The 17,756-nt window shown below is 71.7% G+C and carries 18 protein-coding genes; 10 read left to right on the plus strand and 8 right to left on the minus strand.

Annotation, left to right across the window (positions count from 1 at the left end; translation table 11 throughout):
• Nucleotides 1-76: 76 nt before the first annotated feature.
• The 7 genes from ACETWP_RS02540 to pknB are packed head-to-tail and all read left to right on the plus strand — an operon-like array spanning nt 77 to nt 9,645.
• Complete coding sequence (locus ACETWP_RS02540) at nt 77-808, plus strand: FHA domain-containing protein (protein WP_373970623.1); 732 nt, start codon at nt 77-79, stop codon at nt 806-808.
• Nucleotides 805-1,281 carry an FHA domain-containing protein FhaB/FipA gene (locus tag ACETWP_RS02545; RefSeq protein WP_373970624.1) on the plus strand — a complete coding sequence of 159 codons (477 nt, stop codon included), beginning with the start codon at nt 805-807 and terminating at the stop codon, nt 1,279-1,281. Before ACETWP_RS02540 ends, ACETWP_RS02545 begins: the two co-directional genes overlap by 4 nt.
• Before the next feature lies 1 nt (nt 1,282).
• Complete coding sequence (locus ACETWP_RS02550; RefSeq protein ID WP_373970625.1) at nt 1,283-2,695, plus strand: PP2C family protein-serine/threonine phosphatase; 1,413 nt, start codon at nt 1,283-1,285, stop codon at nt 2,693-2,695.
• A complete protein-coding gene (locus ACETWP_RS02555; RefSeq protein WP_373970626.1) occupies nt 2,692-4,104 on the plus strand; it encodes an FtsW/RodA/SpoVE family cell cycle protein in 1,413 nt (470 codons plus the stop codon). Before ACETWP_RS02550 ends, ACETWP_RS02555 begins: the two co-directional genes overlap by 4 nt.
• Entirely contained in the window at nt 4,101-5,546 is a 1,446-nt protein-coding gene (locus ACETWP_RS02560) for a peptidoglycan D,D-transpeptidase FtsI family protein (protein ID WP_373970627.1), read from the plus strand. The genes ACETWP_RS02555 and ACETWP_RS02560 overlap by 4 nt, the downstream gene beginning before the upstream one ends.
• Nucleotides 5,543-7,468, plus strand: coding sequence for a protein kinase domain-containing protein (locus ACETWP_RS02565; RefSeq protein WP_373970628.1), 1,926 nt, complete (start codon nt 5,543-5,545; stop codon nt 7,466-7,468). Before ACETWP_RS02560 ends, ACETWP_RS02565 begins: the two co-directional genes overlap by 4 nt.
• A 23-nt stretch (nt 7,469-7,491) precedes the next feature.
• Complete coding sequence (gene pknB, locus ACETWP_RS02570) at nt 7,492-9,645, plus strand: Stk1 family PASTA domain-containing Ser/Thr kinase (protein ID WP_373970629.1); 2,154 nt, start codon at nt 7,492-7,494, stop codon at nt 9,643-9,645.
• Nucleotides 9,646-9,654: 9 nt separating this feature from the next.
• On the opposite strand, the gene ACETWP_RS02575 is transcribed toward pknB, so the two are convergent.
• Genes ACETWP_RS02575 through ACETWP_RS02585 form a run of 3 tightly spaced genes read right to left on the minus strand, consistent with a single transcriptional unit; the run spans nt 9,655 to nt 11,327 of the window.
• The gene (locus ACETWP_RS02575) at nt 9,655-10,299 is read right to left on the minus strand and encodes an anthranilate synthase component II (RefSeq protein WP_373970630.1); all 645 of its coding nucleotides are present in this window, start codon (nt 10,297-10,299) and stop codon (nt 9,655-9,657) included.
• A complete protein-coding gene (locus ACETWP_RS02580) occupies nt 10,296-10,466 on the minus strand; it encodes a hypothetical protein (protein WP_373970631.1) in 171 nt (56 codons plus the stop codon). The genes ACETWP_RS02575 and ACETWP_RS02580 overlap by 4 nt, the downstream gene beginning before the upstream one ends.
• A gap of 12 nt (nt 10,467-10,478) precedes the next feature.
• Nucleotides 10,479-11,327, minus strand: coding sequence for a class E sortase (locus tag ACETWP_RS02585; protein ID WP_373970632.1), 849 nt, complete (start codon nt 11,325-11,327; stop codon nt 10,479-10,481).
• A gap of 186 nt (nt 11,328-11,513) precedes the next feature.
• Here ACETWP_RS02585 and ACETWP_RS02590 point away from each other — a divergent pair, with 186 nt between their 5' ends.
• Nucleotides 11,514-11,765, plus strand: coding sequence for a cell division protein CrgA (locus ACETWP_RS02590; protein ID WP_373970633.1), 252 nt, complete (start codon nt 11,514-11,516; stop codon nt 11,763-11,765).
• Nucleotides 11,766-11,790: 25 nt separating this feature from the next.
• Nucleotides 11,791-12,168, plus strand: coding sequence for a VOC family protein (locus tag ACETWP_RS02595; protein WP_373970635.1), 378 nt, complete (start codon nt 11,791-11,793; stop codon nt 12,166-12,168).
• 80 nt (nt 12,169-12,248) lie between these two features.
• On the opposite strand, the gene ACETWP_RS02600 is transcribed toward ACETWP_RS02595, so the two are convergent.
• Complete coding sequence (locus ACETWP_RS02600) at nt 12,249-13,052, minus strand: SDR family oxidoreductase (RefSeq protein WP_373970637.1); 804 nt, start codon at nt 13,050-13,052, stop codon at nt 12,249-12,251.
• A 53-nt stretch (nt 13,053-13,105) separates the two neighbouring features.
• Here ACETWP_RS02600 and ACETWP_RS02605 point away from each other — a divergent pair, with 53 nt between their 5' ends.
• Nucleotides 13,106-13,597 carry a DUF3817 domain-containing protein gene (locus ACETWP_RS02605; RefSeq protein WP_373970638.1) on the plus strand — a complete coding sequence of 164 codons (492 nt, stop codon included), beginning with the start codon at nt 13,106-13,108 and terminating at the stop codon, nt 13,595-13,597.
• Between the two features lie 27 nt (nt 13,598-13,624).
• Here the strand turns inward: ACETWP_RS02605 and ACETWP_RS02610 are convergent, their stop codons facing one another.
• From ACETWP_RS02610 to ACETWP_RS02625, 4 genes are all read right to left on the minus strand, one after another.
• Nucleotides 13,625-14,215, minus strand: a complete 591-nt coding sequence (locus tag ACETWP_RS02610; RefSeq protein WP_373970639.1) for a DinB family protein — start codon at nt 14,213-14,215, stop codon at nt 13,625-13,627.
• An 89-nt stretch (nt 14,216-14,304) separates the two neighbouring features.
• Complete coding sequence (locus ACETWP_RS02615; protein ID WP_373970640.1) at nt 14,305-14,793, minus strand: SRPBCC family protein; 489 nt, start codon at nt 14,791-14,793, stop codon at nt 14,305-14,307.
• Between the two features lie 67 nt (nt 14,794-14,860).
• Nucleotides 14,861-16,039: a PQQ-dependent sugar dehydrogenase gene (locus ACETWP_RS02620; RefSeq protein WP_373970641.1), complete on the minus strand. Its 1,179-nt coding sequence runs from the start codon at nt 16,037-16,039 to the stop codon at nt 14,861-14,863.
• 61 nt (nt 16,040-16,100) lie between these two features.
• Nucleotides 16,101-17,060, minus strand: coding sequence for a GNAT family N-acetyltransferase (locus tag ACETWP_RS02625; RefSeq protein WP_373970642.1), 960 nt, complete (start codon nt 17,058-17,060; stop codon nt 16,101-16,103).
• Nucleotides 17,061-17,756: the final 696 nt, after the last annotated feature.

The raw sequence follows: 17,756 nt of genomic DNA on the forward strand, positions 1-17,756 counted from the left end.
CCGCCGGGCCCGCCGATCCACCGCGCGATGCGGGGGGCCTCGGTGCACGCCAACAACCGCGAGAGGAGCAGCGCCCATGGGTCTAGTCGACAACGTTGAGCGCGGCTTGGAAAAGCTGGTGACCAACGTCTTCCGGGGGTCCGGCTCCTCCGACGTCAAGCCCGTGGAGTTCGCCAGCCGCCTGCGCCATGAGATGGACACCAGGTCCCTCACGCTCTCGCAGGGACGCACCCTCGCGCCCAACTCCTTCGAGATCCGGCTCTCCGCCGACGACTTCGCGAAGGCGCGCCAGTGGGGCCCGACCCTCGCCGAGGAGCTGTGCGACGTCGTCGTCAACCACGCCAAGGGCCAGCGCTACACGCTGCAGGGGCCGGTCCGCGTGTCCTTCAAGAAGGACGCCGACCTCAAGGCCGGGCACTTCACCGTCACCGCCACCATGACCAAGGACGCGGCGCCGGCGCCGCAGCCCCCCCGCCCCGCCACGCCGGCGCGGCAGCCCTCGAGGCTGCAGCCGGTGCTGGACCTGAACGGGCAGCGCTACGCGCTGAACTCGGATTCGATCGTGCTGGGGCGCTCCTCCGACGCCGACATCCCCGTCGACGACCCCGGGGTTTCGCGCCGACACATCGAGATCCTCCGCGAGGGCGGCACCGCGTGGGCGGTCGACCTCGGATCCACGAACGGCAGCTACGTCAACGGCCAACGCGTGGATGGGCGGGCGGAACTCTTCGACGGCTCGATCATCGCGATGGGCCGCACGCGCATCACCTTCCGGCTACTGCCCCAACGGCCTGGAGGCCGCCCGTGACCGAACTCGTCCTGACCGCGCTCCGGCTCGGCTTCCTGATCCTGCTGTGGGTCCTGGTGCTCAGCATCGTCGGCGCCCTGCGCCGCGACCTGGTGGTCGGCAAGCGCGCCAACACCGGTGCTCCCTCCGTGCGGGAAGCCCACAAGGCGTCCGCGCCCGAGCCGGCCCAGCCCGCGCGGCAGCCGTTCCGTTCCCTGCAGGTCGTGGAGGGGCCCCTCAACGGCACCACCGTGGAGCTGGCCGCGAGCCCGATCCTGCTGGGCCGGGCCCAGGAGGCCACCCTGGTCCTGGAGGACGACTACGCGTCGGGCCGCCACGCCCGCCTCTTCCCGCAGGGCAGCCGCTGGTTCATCGAGGACCTCGGCTCGACCAACGGGACGTACCTCGGCGACACCCAGCTCACGCGCGCCCAGCCGGTGGAGGCCGGACAGAAGATCCGCATCGGGAAAACCGTTATGGAGCTGAGGCCGTAGCATGGCTCTCACGCTGCGGTTCGCGGCACGGTCCGATGTGGGAAAGGTCCGCGCCAAGAACGACGACTCCGGCTATGCCGGGCGGTACCTTGCGGTGGTCGCCGACGGCATGGGCGGACACGTCGGCGGCGACGTCGCCTCGGCGTCCGCGGTCCTGGACCTCGTGCACCTGGACCAGGACACCCCGGCCGCCGACGCCGAGACCGTGCTCCCGGACGAGATCCAGACCGCGAACTCGATCCTCAACGAACTCGTCAGCGCCAACCCGAAACTCTCGGGCATGGGCACGACCGTCACGGCCCTGCTCCTGACCGGGGACCGCTTCCAGTACGCCCACATCGGCGACTCGCGCGCCTACCGGCTGAAGGACGGCGTCTTCGAGCAGGTCAGCAAGGACCACACGTTCGTGCAGCGCCTCGTGGACGAGGGGCGCCTCCGGCCGGAGGAGGCCGAGACGCACCCCCACAAGAACGTCCTGATGCGCGTGCTCGGCGACTCCGACGCCAGCCCGGAGCTGGACATCGCCCAGTTCCCGGTCCAGCCGGGCGAACGCTGGCTGCTGTGCTCCGACGGCCTCAACGCCGTCGTCCCGGACACCGTCACGGAACGCATCGTGCGCGGCACGGCGTCGCTGCAGGAGACGGTCGACGACCTGGTGGACGTGACGCTCGCCAACGGCTCTCCCGACAACGTCACCATCGTCATGGTGGAGGTGGTCGAGGACGACCCCGCGACCCCGGCGCCCCTGCCCACCACGGACGACGCCGCCGCCCCCGACACCGGCACGCTGCAGATCGCCCAGAACGGGGACCTCGAGGCGAGCGCGGCCATCATCCGCCACGAGATGGCCCACCGCCCCCACGCTCTCGTCGGCTCCGCGGCCCTGGCCACCCTGAGCGGGCAGATCCCCATGGTGACCCAGCGCTCGGCCCAGAAGCGCGCGGCGGCCATCCTCACCCATAAGGCGGCCTTGCCGTCCGAGGACGACGCCGTGCCGGCCGACGACCACCGCGGCCCGCGCCGCTCCTGGCTGATCCCCGCGTTCCTGGCCTTCATGTCGCTCATCCTCGCCTCCGTGCTCTGGTTCGGCTACGCGTGGACCCAGACGCAGTACTACGTCGGAAACTACGGCGGCAAGGTGGCCATCTTCAACGGCATCTCCCAAGACCTGGGCTTCGTCCCGCTTTCCCGCGTCGACACCGTCACGGACATCCCGCTCGACGCGCTTCCCGCCTACACGCAGCAGCGCCTCACCTCGTCGCTGCCCGCCCGCGACCTGCGGCACGCGCAGGACATCGTGGGCGACCTGCTCATCAGCGCCAAACAGGCCTGCCCCGTAGTGGTGCCCGCCGCGCCCGGCTCCGACACCCCCACGCCCGACGTGCCCCCCTACTGCGAGGAGGTGGCACCGTGATGGACGTCCAGACCGCGCCGGTCGCCCGCCGCAACACCGAACTTGTCCTGCTGATGCTCGCCCTCGCCGTCGGCGTGGGCGCCAACTACCTGGTGAGCCTCAGCAACCCGGACGGGCTCGACCCCGACTTCGCGACCCAGGGTGCCATCCTCGCCGGCCTCGCCGTCGCCATGCACGTGGTGCTGCGCATCTGGGCCCGCTACGCCGATCCGATCATCCTGCCCTGCGTGGTGGCCCTGAACGGGATCGGCCTGGCCATGATCCACCGCCTGGACCTGGTCAACGACGGCACCGCCGCCACCCGACAGTTGCTGTGGACCGGCGTGGCGATGACCGCCGCCATGATCACGCTCTGGGCGATCCGCGACCACCGCGTGCTGCGCCGCGCCACCTACATCTTCCTGGCCGTCAGCGCCGCGCTGCTCCTCATGCCGCTCATCCCGGGCGTGGGCGTGGAGATCAACGGCGCCCGCATCTGGGTGGGCCTCGGCCCGTTCTCCTTCCAGCCCGGCGAGCTGGCCAAGATCACGCTCTCGATCTTCTTCGCCGGCTACCTCTCCAGCAACCGGGACCTGATCCTGCTCGCGGGACGCAAGTTCGGCCCGCTGCAATTCCCCCGCGCCCGCGACCTGGGCCCCATGGTCCTCGCCTGGCTGGTCAGCATCGGCGTGCTGGTCTTCCAGCGCGACCTCGGATCCTCGATCCTCTTCTTCGGCCTGTTCATGGTCATGATCTACGTGGCCACGGCCCGGATCAGCTGGATCCTCATCGGCCTGGGCATGATCGCGGTCGCCGGGGTGCTCGCCGCGCGCTTCATGTCCCACGTGTCGCTGCGCATGGACTCCTGGCTCAACGCGTTCGACCCGGAGATCTACGACCGCCAGTACGGAGGCAGCCGGCAGATCGTCCAGGGGCTCTTCGGCCTCGCCAACGGGGGCCTGGCCGGGACCGGGATCGGCAACGGCCGGCCGGACTTCGTCCCGCTGGCGAACTCCGACATGATCGTCGCCGCCCTCGGCGAGGAGCTCGGCCTCATCGGCCTCACCGCCGTCGTCCTGCTGTACGTGCTGCTCGTCAGCCGCGGCATGCGCGCCGCGCTGGGCACCCGCGACGCGTTCGGCAAGATGCTCGCTGCCGGACTGTCCTTCACCATCGCGCTGCAGTGCTTCGTCGTCATGGGGGGCGTGACGCGCCTGATCCCGCTGACCGGCCTCACGACGCCGTTCATGTCCGCGGGAGGCTCCTCCATGCTGTCCAACTGGATCATCGTGGCCCTGCTCCTGCTGGTCTCGCACAACGCGCGGCGCCCCGCCGTCGTCGGGCCGACGTCCGACGTCGACCAGGCCACCTCGGCGCCGTCGGCACGACCCGGCCGCCAGTCCGCCGCCACCGAAGGGGGCACCCCATGAACCAGGCCATCCGCAACGTCTGGATCGCCATCATGGCGCTCTTCGTGCTGGTGCTGGGCTCGCTGAGCTACATCCAGTTCTTCGCGGCCGAGGAGCTGAACGCGAACTCGCTGAACAACCGACAGCTCTTCCGCGACTTCGACCTCGCGCGCGGCGCCATCCTCGTGGACGGCGAGCCGGTCGCCGAGTCCGTGGAGTCCGAGGGGCAGTTCGACTTCCAGCGCGTTTACAACGACCCCGAGCTCTACGCTCACCTCACCGGGTTCTACTCGCTGGCCTTCGGCTCGCGGCACCTGGAATCCGTGATGAACGAGGAGCTCACGGGGCAGAGCGACAGCCAGTTCTACGACCGCATGGTCGCCCTGCTCTCCGGCGGCACCAACGAGGGGGCCTCGGTGGAGCTGACCATCGACGACGAGCTGCAGCGCGAGGTCTACGACATCCTGCCCGACGGCGTCCAGGCCACGGCGATCGTCTCCGAGCCGAGCACCGGCAACATCCTCGCGATGGTGTCCAAGCCGAGCTACGACACCAACGACCTCGCCGTGCACAGCACGGGCCGGGCCGCCGCGAACATGCAGGAGATCCTCAAGACGCCGGGCCTGAGCCCGAACATCAACCCCGCGATCGGCCACCTGATCCCCCCGGGGTCCACGTTCAAGATCCTCGACGTCGTCGCGGCCCTGGAGTCGGGCGAATACGACCTCGAGACCGTGATCGACAACCCCGCCACCGTCACGCTGCCCGGCTCCAGCGCCCAGCTCAGCAACTTCGGCGAGGGCATCTGCGTCCAGCAGCCGCAGGCGACGCTGAGCTTCATCATCGCGCAGAGCTGCAACACGCCGTTCGTGGAGATCAGCCAGACGGTCGGGCAGGACGCGCTGCGCGACGTCACCGAGCGCTTCGGCTTCGGCCAGCAGCTGCAGACCCCGCTGCGGGTCACGCCGAGCGTGTTCCCCGCGGAGCTGACGGACGCCCAGCTGGCCCAGTCGGCCATCGGCCAGTTCGACGTCAAGGCCACGCCGCTGCAGATGAACATGGTCGCCATGGGCATCGCCAACGACGGGGTCATCATGAAGCCGAACCTGGTGCGCAAGGTGGTCGCCCCGGACCTTCGGGTCCTGGAGGAGACGCAGCCCGAGGAGTTCAGCACGGCGACGTCGAAGGAGGTCGCGGACCAGGTCACCGAGCTGATGCGCGGGCCGCTCGACGGCGGCACCGCGGCGTCCGCGGACATCCCCGGCCTGGACATCGCGGCGAAGACCGGCACCGCCGAGATCGGCGACTCCGACCTGGTGAACTCGTGGATCACGGGGTTCGCCCCGGCCGACGACCCGCAGGTCGCCGTCACCATCGTGGTCGAGAAGATCGACTACGCGACAGGCCGCACGCTGACCAGTCCCAACATGAAGAAGATCCTAGAGGCGGTGTTCAACAAGTGAGGCCAACATCCGGAATCACCCTGGGCGGACGATTCCAGCTGACCGACCGCATCGCCATCGGCGGCATGGGCGAGGTCTGGAAGGCCCGGGACCAGATCCTCGGGCGCACGGTCGCCATCAAGGTCCTCAAGGAGGAGTACACCGGTGACCCCGGTTTCCTCCAGCGGTTCCGCGCCGAGGCCCGCCACACCGCGCTCCTGAACCACAGCGGCATCGCGAACGTCTTCGACTACGGGGAGGAGGGCGGATCGGCCTACCTGGTCATGGAACTGGTGCCCGGCCAGCCGCTCTCCGCGCTAATCGAGCGGGAGAAGGTCATGTCCCCGGACCGCGCCCTCTCGATCATCAGCCAGACGGCGCGCGCCCTGGCCGCCGCGCACGCCCAGGGCCTGGTCCACCGGGACGTGAAGCCCGGGAACCTGCTGATCCTCCCGGACGGCCGGGTGAAGATCACCGACTTCGGGATCGCGCGGATCGCGGACCAGGTGCCGCTGACGGCGACGGGCCAGGTCATGGGCACCGCCCAGTACCTCGCGCCGGAACAGGCCACCGGGCAGCAGGCGACCGGATCCAGCGACATCTACTCGCTCGGCGTCATCGGCTACGAGTGCCTCGCCGGGCGCCGCCCCTTCTCCGGGGAATCGCAGATCGCGATCGCCCTCGCGCAGGTCAACGACACCCCGCCGCCGCTGCCGGACTCCATTCCCGCCCCCGTGCGCGCCCTGCTGATGTCCATGCTGGCCAAGAACCCCTCCGACCGCCCGGCAAACGCCACCAAGCTGGCCGAGGCCGCCGACGCGATCCGCGCCGGCAACATCAAGGCCGCCGAGGCCGCCGTGCCGGGGATGCTCCTGTTCGAGGCCGACACCTCCCCGACGGCCGCCGTCGGAGTCGACGACGTGGCCACGCAGGCCCACCCCACGACGGCGGGCAACGGATCCTCCGCACCGAGCACCAGCGCCCTGCCCGTGGTCGGGGCCGCCGCGGCCGGCGCCGCGGTGGGTGCCGCTGCGGCGTCGCGGGAAGACGACGCCGACTCCGTCGTGGGCGCCAGCCGCGGCTGGGACCCGGACGACGACGAGGCCGCGGAACCCGAGGACGCGGCGGCGGACGCCGAGGAGCAGCGCAAGCGGCGCAGCCCCTGGACCTTGCCGCTGATCGTGCTCATCGCGCTGGTCCTCTTCGCCGTCCTCGGCGCGTGGCTGCTGCCGCTGCTCACCGCCGGCGACGACGATCCGGGGCCGACCACCGCGCCGCCGAGCGTCTCGGCCTCGCCGTCCACGTCGGCATCGAGCAGCGCGTCGTCGTCGTCCTCGGCACCGACGAGCGAGGCGCCCCGGACATCTGCCCCCGCGCCGGTCGAGACGGTGACGGTCAACGCCAACGAATACCTCGGGGCCAGCCTCGAGGACGCCCGGGCGCGCCTCACCGCGCTCGGCTTCGCGGTCACCGACGAGCCCCAGGAGAGCGACGAGCCGGAGAACACGGTCCTCGACGTCTCCCCGACGGGCGAGCTGAACCGCGGGGCCACGGTCAACCTCGTCTACGCCGTCCCCGCCGACCAGGTGGCCGTGCCCTCGGGCCTCGTGGGGCTGGGGGAACGCGAGGCCGCCGCGGCGATCCGCGAGGCCGGCCTGGTGCCGGTTAGCGGCGGCACGGTGCCCAGCGAGCAGCCGGCCAACACGGTCGTGAGCGTCGAGCCGGCTGAGGGAACCGAGCTGGATCCGGGCTCCGAGGTCCAGTACGTCCTCTCGGAGGGACCGGCCGAGCCGAGCCCCACACCCACCCCGACGCCCACACCGTCGCCCACGCCCACCCCGACCCCGACCCCGACGCCCACGCCGTCGCCGACGGCATCGGCATCGGCGTCCGCCTCCGAGTCGGTGCCGCCAACGTCCACGCCGCCCGCCGAGGAAGGCTAGGCGCCGGTGAACGAAGGGACACCGTGACGAAGCCCCGCATCCTCAACGGGCGGTACCACGTCGGCGAGCTGATCGGGCGCGGCGGCATGGCCGACGTGCACCACGGCCGGGACCTGCGCCTGGGACGGGAGGTCGCGATCAAGCTGCTGCGCAGCGACCTGGCGCGCGACCCGATGTTCCAGGCGCGGTTCCGCCGCGAGGCGCAGGCCGTCGCGGGACTGAACCACCCCTCCATCGTCGCCGTGTACGACACCGGCGAGGAGGAGGTCGAGGGCGCCGCCGACCACGACGTGCGCGCCCCCTTCATCGTCATGGAGTACGTGGAGGGGCGCACCCTCCGCGACCTGCTCCGCGCCGGCGAGATCACGGTCGAGTCGGCCGGCCGCTACACGCTGGGGGTCCTCAAGGCGCTGGAGTACAGCCACCGCAAGGGGATCGTCCACCGGGACATCAAGCCCGCGAACGTCATGGTCACGGGCGAGGACGCCGTGAAGGTGATGGACTTCGGGATCGCCCGGGCCATGGCCGACTCCGGCGCGACCATGACGCAGACGCAGGCGGTCGTGGGCACCGCGCAGTACCTCTCGCCCGAGCAGGCGCGCGGCGAGACCGTCGATGCCCGCAGCGACCTCTACTCCGCGGGCTGCCTGCTCTACGAACTCCTGGCGGGACGGCCGCCCTTCATCGGCGACAGTCCCGTGTCCGTCGCGTACCAGCACGTGGGCGAGGACGCGGCGCCGCCCAGCGACTTCAACCCCGACGTCGGGCCCGCGCTGGACCGGGTCATCGCGACCGCGCTCCGCAAGGACCGCGAAGACCGCTACCAGGACGCCGCCGCGTTCGGCAGGGCGCTCGCGGCGGGGCTGGCGGGAGCGGAGATCCCGGGAGACCTCGGCGACGCCACGGCCGCCCTGGCCGTGTCCGCTCCGGACACGCGCGCGATGGGCGCCGTCGCCGTCACGGACGCCCCCGCCGACGCCCTGACCGGTCCGGCGACCGACGCGGGACACACGACACGGCGGTTCGGTGCCGCGGCGTTGGCCGCCGGCGCGGCGGCCTCGGAAACGCCGAACGATGCGGGGCCGGAGCCGCCCCGCGGGTCCCTCCCGCTGGGTCTCGCCTCGCTGGAGGAGCGCGACGACGAGCGGGCCCAGCTGGAGGCGTTCCGCCACGACGAGCGCCGCCGCAAGGGGGCGTGGATGACGGTCTTCGCGATCGTCGCCGTCGTCGTCCTCGCCACAGGCGCGTGGTTCCTCTGGACGTGGACGCAGCAGGAGCGCGCGCGAACCGCCACCGTGGCCGTGCCGTCGGTCGCGAACCTGACGCTGACCGAGGCGCAGAACGCGCTCCTGTCGGCGAATCTGATCCCCATCACCGAGGAGGTCTTCCACGACTCGATCGGCTCCGGGCTGGCCGTGGGCACGGACCCCGCCGCCACCGAGGCGGCGCGCGTGCAGTCCGAGGTGACCCTGCTGATCTCCAAGGGACCGGAGCAGATGACGCTACCGAGCGAGCTCGCGGGCCAGACCGAGGCCTCCGTGCGCAGCGAGCTGGAGCAGCTGGGGCTCGTCGTGGGCGACGTCGGGACGGCCAACAGCTCCACCGTCCCCGGGGACCGCCTCATCGACACGAATCCGCGCCTGGGCGAGCAGGTGAAGTCCGGGAGCACCGTGGACCTGGTGCTCTCGACCGGCAACGTCACGGTGCCGAACCTCATCGACGACGACCTGACGGTGGAGCAGGCCCGCGAGGTCCTCGGGGACGAGGCCGTCCAGCTGCGCCTGGACGTACGCGAGGTGGTGAACACGGTCCTGGAGCCGGGCACGATCACGCGCCAGGAGCCCGAGGCCGGGACGGACCTCCCGCAGGGCGGCGTCGTCACGGTCACGGTGGCCAAGGCCCCCCCGGCGGCGCCGAGTGAGGACGCGGACAGCGAGTCGCCCGCACCGCCGTCGTCCGACGAACCCACGCCCAGCGAAACGGCACCCAGCGAACCGGCCGCCAGCGAGCCGGCCGCCGGCGAACCGGACGCCGACGAACCAGGATCCGGGGATTCCGCGGCCAGCGAACCCGCGTCGAAGGACGCCGGTGAATCGCGGGACCGGTCGAATCGGTCCGGATCCTCCGCGGATTCGGCCGGGAAGGCCGGCGCGGCGCCCGGGCGCAACCGTCCCTGAGCGGGCCGGCTAGTCCTTGATGAGCGGGCTCAGCGACGCCGCGCGTGCCGCCGCCCCGCGCACCCCGAGGGACTCCAGCCAGTTGCCCAGCATCTGGTAGCCACCCTCGGTGAGGACCGACTCGGGGTGGAACTGCAATCCCCAGAGCGGTGCCTCTCGGTGCGCCAGCCCCATGACCACGCCGCCCTCGGTTTCGGCGATGATCTCCAGCTCGGCAGGGATCGTCTCCCGCAGGGCGGCGAGCGAGTGGTAGCGGGTGGCCGTGAAGGGGTCGGAGACGTCGCGGAACACGGCGTGGCCGCCGTGGTGGATGAGCGAGGTCTTCCCGTGCATCAGTTCCTCGGCGTGCGTCACCGTCCCGCCGAACTCCTCGGCAAGGGCCTGGTGTCCCAGGCAGATGCCCAGCATCGGCTTCTTCGCTCCGCCGCACCAGCGGATGAGTTCCTTGCACACGCCGGCCTCGGCCGGGTTGCCCGGGCCGGGCGAGACGAGCACGCCGTCGCGCGCCGCGGCCAGCTCGATGGCCTCGGCCAGCGTGACGTCGTCGTTGCGCACGACGGTGGTCTCGGCTCCGAGCTCCTGCAGGTAGCCGACCAGCGTGTACACGAAGCTGTCGTAGTTGTCGATCACCAGGATCCGTGCGGGGGCGGTCATCGGGGGAGCACCAAGCCAATCGTCGAATCGGTCCAGGGGCTGAACTGGTTGGCCCACGGAAAGACGTATTCCATCAGGACAAGTATGGCGGCGGCGATCATCACCAGCGAAATCAGGATGCGGACCCACAGCGGGCCGGGCAGGTGGCGGAAGATCCAGGCGTACACGGTGCGTTCCTCCTATCCGGCGAGGGTGTGGGCGACGGCGTTGGCGATGTCGGCGGGCGGACCGCTCGACGCGGGCCGCCAGGACTCGAGCTCCGCGTACGCGATGATGCGCATCGCGGTGCTGAACGGAGGATCGCAGCTCGTCAGGGTCAGGATGGACGTGGTCGGCTCGGCCCCCGGACGGTGCGGCACGGGCAGGAGGACCTCCGAGCGCGTCGGGTGCACGATCTCCGTGGAGCGGTAGGCGTAGGTGTAGAAGCCCTCGCGCGTCTGCACGTAGATCCGGTCCCCCGCGCCGAGCTTGTCGATGTCGTAGAACACCTGGCCGTGGGTCTGGCGGTGCGCCGCGACCGCGAAGTTCCCCTTCTCGCCCGGCAGTTGCGTCGAAGGGTAGTGGCCGATGCCCAGGTTGTTCAGCACGTCCAGGCCGACCCCGTTGGTCACGGGCCGCGCGAAGTCCTCGCCGAAGCGGGGGATGTACATGACCGCGAAGGTCGCTCCGTCGAGGTCGAGGCGGGCCGCGGGCGGCGCCCCGAACTCCTCCCGGTCGGCTTTCGAGGACGCTCCGGGGTCGGCTGCGGCCGGCGCCTGGGGGCCTGCCGAGGAGGGCGCCTCGGGGCCGGCCGTCCCCGCGGGCGGACGCGCGGACGGCCGCTCGGGCAGGGGGACGTCGCCGAATTGCCGCACCAGCGCGGAGGTCGCGGCGTCCTGCTTGCGGTCGGCCTCCAGGTTGGTCCACCACAGTTCCCAGGCGACGAAGAGCAGCACGATCAACCCGCACGTGATCAGCAGTTCGCCGAGCACGCCGGCGATGCGCCGCGCCGCGCCACCGCCGTCCCCGTTCGCCGTTTCCGCCCGCACTGCGTCTCCCTCGGTCCGCACCGTCGCGCGGCGTCCCGGTATCCGGCACGCCGCGTCCGGCACCCGCTACTATTGAGGCACCATCGGTGCCCGGCCGGCGGTTCGCGCCATCGGGCCCCACCAGCCACAATATCGCCCAGCGGCCGGATCCGCGGATAGTTCCGGCGCGCGACGTCAGGAGACGCAGTGCCAGAGTCGAAGACGCGCCGCAAGGCGCGCCGAGCCGCCGAGCCGGCCACCGGAACCGCCGACTACAAGCCGTTGCCCGTCTGGTACAAGCCGGTGATGTTCGGCCTGATGCTGCTGGGCCTGCTGTGGATCATCGTCTACTACATCTCCCAGGGCCTGCTGCCCATCGTCGTGGCCGGGGGCTGGAACATCGTGATCGGCTTCGGTCTCGCGATGGTGGGCTTCGTGATGACCACGCGCTGGCGCTAGCGGCATGCCGGCGGAAGGCGCTCCCGTGCGCGTGAAAATGGCCTCCATCCACGTCACCGACCCGGCCAAGGCGCACGCGTTCTACACCTCGGTGCTCGGCTTCGACACGCTCATGGCGATGCCGGAGCACAACCTCTACATCGTGCGGTCCCGGGACGCGGGGATGGCCACGGGTCTCCTCCTCGAGCCGAGCGACCACCCGGTGGCCAAGGCCTACATGGAGGGACTGCACGCCCTGGGGATGCCCGCCATCGTGTTCGGCGTCCCCGACGTCGCCGCGGCCTACGAGCGGCTCCGCGGCCAGGGCGTGGTCTTCCAGGGCGAACCGGCCGAGGACCCCTCCGGCGTTTCGGTCGTCCTGGACGACACCGTCGGCAACTTCGTCCAGCTCCACCAGGACTAGCGTCCGGGGACCGCACGACGGCGCCGCCAGGGTCCGCCCGGCGTCCCGATGCTCCGGCAAACCCGCCGGGGACGCCGGGTTCAGGCGGAGAAGCCGCCGTCCGCGTGGAGCAGCTGGCCGTTGACCCAGCCGCCGGGCGGGGAAAGCAGGAACGACACGACGCCGGCCACGTCCGCGGGCGTGCCCAGCCGCCCGCCGGGTTGGCGCGCGGCCAGGGCCGCGCGGGTCGCGTCGTCCATCCAGCCCGTGTCCACGGGTCCGGGGTTCACGACGTTGGAGCTGACGCCCAGCGCGCCGAGCTCCCGCGCGGCCGCGAGCACGATGCGGTCCAGCGCGCCCTTGCTGGCGCCGTAGGGCAGGTTGCCGACGGTGTGGTCGCTGGTCAGCGCCACGATCCGTCCGCTGCCGTGCAGCTGGGTGGGGAACTGCGCGGCGAAGGCCCGGACCAGGAGCCACGACGCGCGCGCGTTGACGTCGAAGTGCCGGTCGAAGGACTCGATCTCCGTGTCCACCAGCGAGGAGTCCACGGACTCGCAGTGCGAGAGCACGAGCGCCGAGACCGGACCCAGCTCCGCGGCGGCCGCGAAGAGGCGTTCCGGGGCCGCCGGGTCCCGCAGGTCCTCCTGCGCCAGGACCACGCGCGCGCCCGTGGCCTCCAACTCCTCGGCGAGGGCCGGCCCGTCCGCCGGGCTCTCCCCCCAGGCCATGCGGGCGTCGTAGGCACCCCACGACGCCAGGGCGAGGTCCCAGCCGGAGGCGGCCAGCGCCCGGGCGATCGCCGCACCGAGTCCCACCGAGCGTCCCACGCCCGTGACCAGCGCCACCGGCCGGTGTCCCGGACCGGCGGCCGGGGCGCGTGTTGTGTCCGTCGTCGCATCGTTCATGGACCCAGCCTACGGCGGGCCGTGACATGCTGGATGGTGGACGAAAGGACACCATGACCGAGACCCGACCCGCCCCATCCGCGACCAGGCTCCCGCCGAAGAGGCTCTACGGCGCGCTGGCGCTGGCGGAGATGTTCACCTGGGCCCTGCTGATCCTGGGCATGGTCCTGAAGTACTCCGGCGTCACCGAGGCCCTGGTGCCGGTCTTCGGTCCGATTCACGGCGTCGTGTTCATCGCCTACTGCGTCGTCACCTGCTTCGTGTGGGTCAACCAGCGCTGGTCGTTCGGACGCGGCGTCGCCGGCCTGGCCTCGGCGGTGGTTCCGTTCTGCACGGTCCCGTTCGAGCGCGACGCGGAACGGCGCGGCCTGCTTGAGGGCGGCTGGCGGCTGGCGCCCGGGGGCCAGCACCCGCAGGGCCCGATCGAGCGGGCGCAGGCCCTGTGTCTGCGGCACCCGATCCCGGCGGCCGTCGCCGGCGTGGTCTTCGTCGCCGTCGTGACCGCCGTCCTGCTCGTCCTCGGCCCGCCGGTCCCGAAGGGCTGACGCCCCGCGCGGAGCCCGCGGAACCGGTTAGGGCCGGTGCGCGTACAGGTCCCGCAGCAGCGCGATCTCCGCGCCGTGGTGGATCGCCTCGCGGTTGATGTGCAGCACCAGATCGGCCAGCGGGGCCTCCGCCCACGGCCCCTCCGCCGGCCCGCAGGGACGCAGGAGACCCTCCTCCCCGAGCCCCAGGACGCCGTCGTGCCAGCGCCCGTATGCCGCGTCCAGCTGGGCGAGTGCGCCGTCCGCCGTGGCGGCGTAGTCGTGGGTTTCGTACCGGACCTCGGGTCCGCCGAAGTGCGCCGCGTTGCGCGCGCCGAACACCCCCACCACGAGGTGCCCCAGCCGCCAGGCGATGCTGGTCACCGGCGCGGGCCGGGGCTCCGGAAACGCGAAGTCAATCACGAGGTCGCCGGCGCCCACCGCCACGGCCCCGGGGTAGTCCGGCGACGCCGCCCCGCGGGGACGGACGCTCCAGGCGCCCGCGGCGGGCTCCCACAGGTATTCGTCGTCGCTCAGTCCGTCCAGGCGGGGCCGCAGTTGGCTGCGCCAATGCCAGGCCAGTTGGTCCAGCAGCGACGCGTTCCAGCTGTGGGCCGGGGGTGTCCGCGGGGTCTCCATGCCGGTGTGCCTCCATGCCGTAGTGCGGGTTGTTCACGGCCAAGGCCCCGTCCGCGGCGTCCCCGCCCCGCCGACGCCGTCCCGCCTGCCTACAGCGACTCGTAGTACTCGCGCATGCCGGGATAGTAGTCCGCGAAGTCCGGCATGGGGCTCTCCACGCGGCTCGCCGCAAGCCGGTCGAGGTAGAACTCCCAGCCGGGTCCGATCTCGCCGATCCCGGCACGCCGCTCCAGATGCTGGACGATCTGGACCGTGGTGCCGCCGTCGTCCCGCCTAAGCCGCAACTCCAGGTCCCACGTCCCATGCTCGTCCTTCATCGCCAGCTCCAGCCGGTGCGGCGGTTCGCAGGCAAGGACCTCCAGGTGGGCGGTCGGTTCGCCGTCCTCCGCGGTCATGGTCACCACGACGCGGCCGCCGGGCCTGCCGTCGCCCGACCACGGGCCGAACCAGAGTGCCGTCCGCTCGCTGCTCGTGACGCTGGCCCAGACATCGTCGATGGGCGACTGGAAATAGCGCTGCACGGTCAGGTCCACGCCGCCCTCGCGCGGCCGGATTCGTCCGGTCGGATCGACTGTCATGGCCCCGCCCTCCTCGTGGTCGGCCGGGGCCGCCTTCCGCGCCCCCGGGCGATCCAGTGTGCGCCGCTCAGCCGCCTTCGGCAAGGGTCACGCGGAGGATCCGCGACGCTCCGCCCTCGTTGGTGGCGACCCACAGTTCGGGCCGGTCCCCCGCGGCCGCTCCCCGCGGCGCCACCACGACGTCCCGCAGCCGGCCGTAGCCGCCGCGGAGGAACTCCGCGGCCCCCGGCAGTGTCCCGCCGGCCTCGGTCTCCCGGCCCGGTTCCGGCAGCGGCAGGCGCCACAGCCGCTGCCCGCGCAAGCAGGCGGCGTAGGCGACGCCTTCGACGATCGCCAGGGCGCTGGGCGACGCGTCCGCGGTGGACGGCCACACGTGCACCGCGGGGGTGTAGCCCTCGCCCTCGGCGCCCGTCACCGCGGGCCAGCCGTAGTTGGCGCCGGGCTCCACGAGGTTGAGTTCGTCGTCGCGGTCGGGACCGAACTCCGTGGCCCACATCCGACCGTCCGCATCCCAGGCCAGGCCCTGCACGTTGCGGTGCCCGGAGGTGTGCGCAAGACCTCCGGAGGCCTCGACGGGCAGCGTCACGCGTTCGTCCGCGGGATCCAGGCGAAGGATCTTGCCGGCGGGTGAATCCGGGTCCTGGGACGCTTCCCGGTTCGCGGCATCGCCCGTGCCGACGTAGAGCATCCCGTCCGGGCCGAACTTGATGCGCCCGCCGTTGTGGTTGCCGGCGGACGGGATGCGCGTGAGGACAGGCTGCTCGGCCCCCAGTCCCTGCGGTCCGAGCTCGAAGCGCGACACGCGGTTCCCGTCGCCCGCGGTGAAGTAGGCGTACAGCAGGCGGTCGGTGGCGAAGTCCGGGGAGGCCACGAGGCCCAGCAGGCCGCCCTCGCCGCCGTGGACGACGCCGGGCACCACCCCGAGCACCGGCGGGACCCCGGATGGCCCCGCTCCGCCGGCTCCCGCGGCGATGGAGCGGATCACGCCCGTGTCGCGCTCCGAGACCAGCGCCGTGTCGTCGGGGAGGAAAGCGATGGACCAGGGGTTGTCCAACCCCTCCGCGACGGTGCCGTCCACGCGCGGGCCGTCCGTGGGCGTGGCGGCCGTCCCGGCCGCGTCCGGGCCGGCGGCCCCGCCGTCCCCGGCGCCGGTCCGCGCGCAGGCCGCCAGGACGACGGCGCAGGCCGAGGCGGCGCCCGCCGCGAGGAGCGTGCGCCGCGTGGGGTCCGATTCGGGCCGTGTCATCGCCCCAGCCTATGCCGGGCGACGCGGTGCGTATACGGCGCCGCGCGCCCGGTCCCGGGGGTCAGAGCGCGTGCGACAACACGACGTGGGTGCGGATTCCGCGGAAACCGACCCGCTCGTACAATCCCACCGCCCCGGTGGGGCTCTCCGAATCCACGCCCAAGTCGACCATCTTGTAGCCCGCGTCCCTGGCGTCCCGGATGACGTCGACGAGCAGGCGCGCGGCGTGCCCGCGGCCCCGGGCGCGCCGGCGCGTGCCCACGAGCATCACGTAGAGCTCGCCGGCGGCCCACTCCCCGCTCAGCAGGTACGCGTCGACGGCGTCCTCCGGATCCGCGCCGGGCTCGGGTGAGAGGACGACCCGGCTGTAGGCGGGACGGAAGCTGCGGGCCTTGAGCATGTCGGCCCACTTCAGCTCCGAGCGCGGGGTGGAACCCCAGTGGTCGGCGAAGGCCTCGTTGTGCGCCCGCCGGACGGCCTCGGCGTGCCGCTCGGCGAAGGGAACGGTCTCCGCCGTGCCGTCGGGGCCGGGGCGCGGTTCCTTCCAGCCGTCGAGATCCACCCGCATGTCCCGGAAGTAGCGGACGGGATCGTAGCCGCGCGCCTGCGCCAGCCGCGCGCCGCCCGAACCCGGCGCGTTGCCCCAGACCTCGACCAGCGCTGGGACCCCCGGGTGCTTCTCCGCGGCGACCGCGCGGGCGCGCTGCTCCATCGCGTCCATCAGCTCCCGTCCCAGTCCCCTGCCGCGGTAGTCCGGATGCACGCCGCCGCCGATGGAGGCCTTGGCCACCCCGTCGCGCAGGCCGTCGTTGACGCGCACCTGGGCAAAGCCGACCATGGTTTCCCCGTCCCACACCGCGACGGTGTCCCGGACCGGGTCCACGCCGGTCTCCACGAGCTCCTCGGCCAGATCCTCCGGCTCGTACGTCTCGTCGGTGTCGTCGTGTGCCGCAAGGATGTTCGTGAGGACGCTCCACGCGCGGACGTCCTCGGCGGTGATGTGGCGCTTTTCCCAGTCCATCCGTGGTCTCCTCTGTTCGCGCATCGTCGGGCCGTGCGCTCGGCCAACCTAGTGATTGGCATATCCCAATGCTTTCATTCCAATGTACCCTGCCGTAGGCCGGATGTCGCCCGTGGCCCGCGTGCCGTGGACCGCGGCGGCCATCGGTCCCTGGCCGCGCTCGGAGGCTCCGCCGGGCGGGATCCGACGCAGCCGCGGCCCCGGCCACAGGGGCGCTGAATGCACATGCTGTGAACAGAGTTATCCACAGGTGGGGACAAGTCTGTTGGTAAGTATGTTCTATTTGCCGTCATGGGGCCGATGCGAGGACGTTGGAGGGGTGAACTACACGGATGTAAGTTGTGAACAATGTGGATAAATGCTGGGGATAACGTGGAAAAGGCCAGCAACTGGGGAAAACTTTCACTCAAAACTCTGATTTCTGGGTAACTCAGATCACATTGGGCACTTTGGCTTGCTATTTCAACATGCCCACAGGTTGTGCACTAAGTTATCCACAGCTGTGGGTAAAAGCTGGGGATTTCAAGCTTCCTGGGGACGAGCGTGCCCCTGACCGGGAGTTGCGGCGGATCCGTGGGACCGGCCGACGGTGAATCACATCCGTGTCAGTTATTAACACTGTGGACAACGACTGTGGATAGCGGCCCCTTCGTCGACCGCCGGGCCGCACGGCGCGCGTCGAATCGATGGCCTGCA

It is taken from the genome of Arthrobacter halodurans (genome assembly GCF_041877255.1).
GTDB lineage: Bacteria > Actinomycetota > Actinomycetes > Actinomycetales > Micrococcaceae > Arthrobacter_N > Arthrobacter_N halodurans.

Coding starts and splice junctions, on each gene's coding strand:
- ACETWP_RS02600 (WP_373970637.1), bottom strand. CDS start 13,052: ATGAACGATGCGACGACGGACACAACACGCGCCCCGGCCGCCGGTCCG.
- ACETWP_RS02540 (WP_373970623.1), top strand. CDS start 77: ATGGGTCTAGTCGACAACGTTGAGCGCGGCTTGGAAAAGCTGGTGACC.
- ACETWP_RS02625 (WP_373970642.1), bottom strand. CDS start 17,060: ATGGACTGGGAAAAGCGCCACATCACCGCCGAGGACGTCCGCGCGTGG.
- ACETWP_RS02610 (WP_373970639.1), bottom strand. CDS start 14,215: ATGGAGACCCCGCGGACACCCCCGGCCCACAGCTGGAACGCGTCGCTG.
- ACETWP_RS02620 (WP_373970641.1), bottom strand. CDS start 16,039: ATGACACGGCCCGAATCGGACCCCACGCGGCGCACGCTCCTCGCGGCG.
- ACETWP_RS02605 (WP_373970638.1), top strand. CDS start 13,106: ATGACCGAGACCCGACCCGCCCCATCCGCGACCAGGCTCCCGCCGAAG.
- ACETWP_RS02615 (WP_373970640.1), bottom strand. CDS start 14,793: ATGACAGTCGATCCGACCGGACGAATCCGGCCGCGCGAGGGCGGCGTG.
- ACETWP_RS02560 (WP_373970627.1), top strand. CDS start 4,101: ATGAACCAGGCCATCCGCAACGTCTGGATCGCCATCATGGCGCTCTTC.
- ACETWP_RS02550 (WP_373970625.1), top strand. CDS start 1,283: ATGGCTCTCACGCTGCGGTTCGCGGCACGGTCCGATGTGGGAAAGGTC.
- ACETWP_RS02575 (WP_373970630.1), bottom strand. CDS start 10,299: ATGACCGCCCCCGCACGGATCCTGGTGATCGACAACTACGACAGCTTC.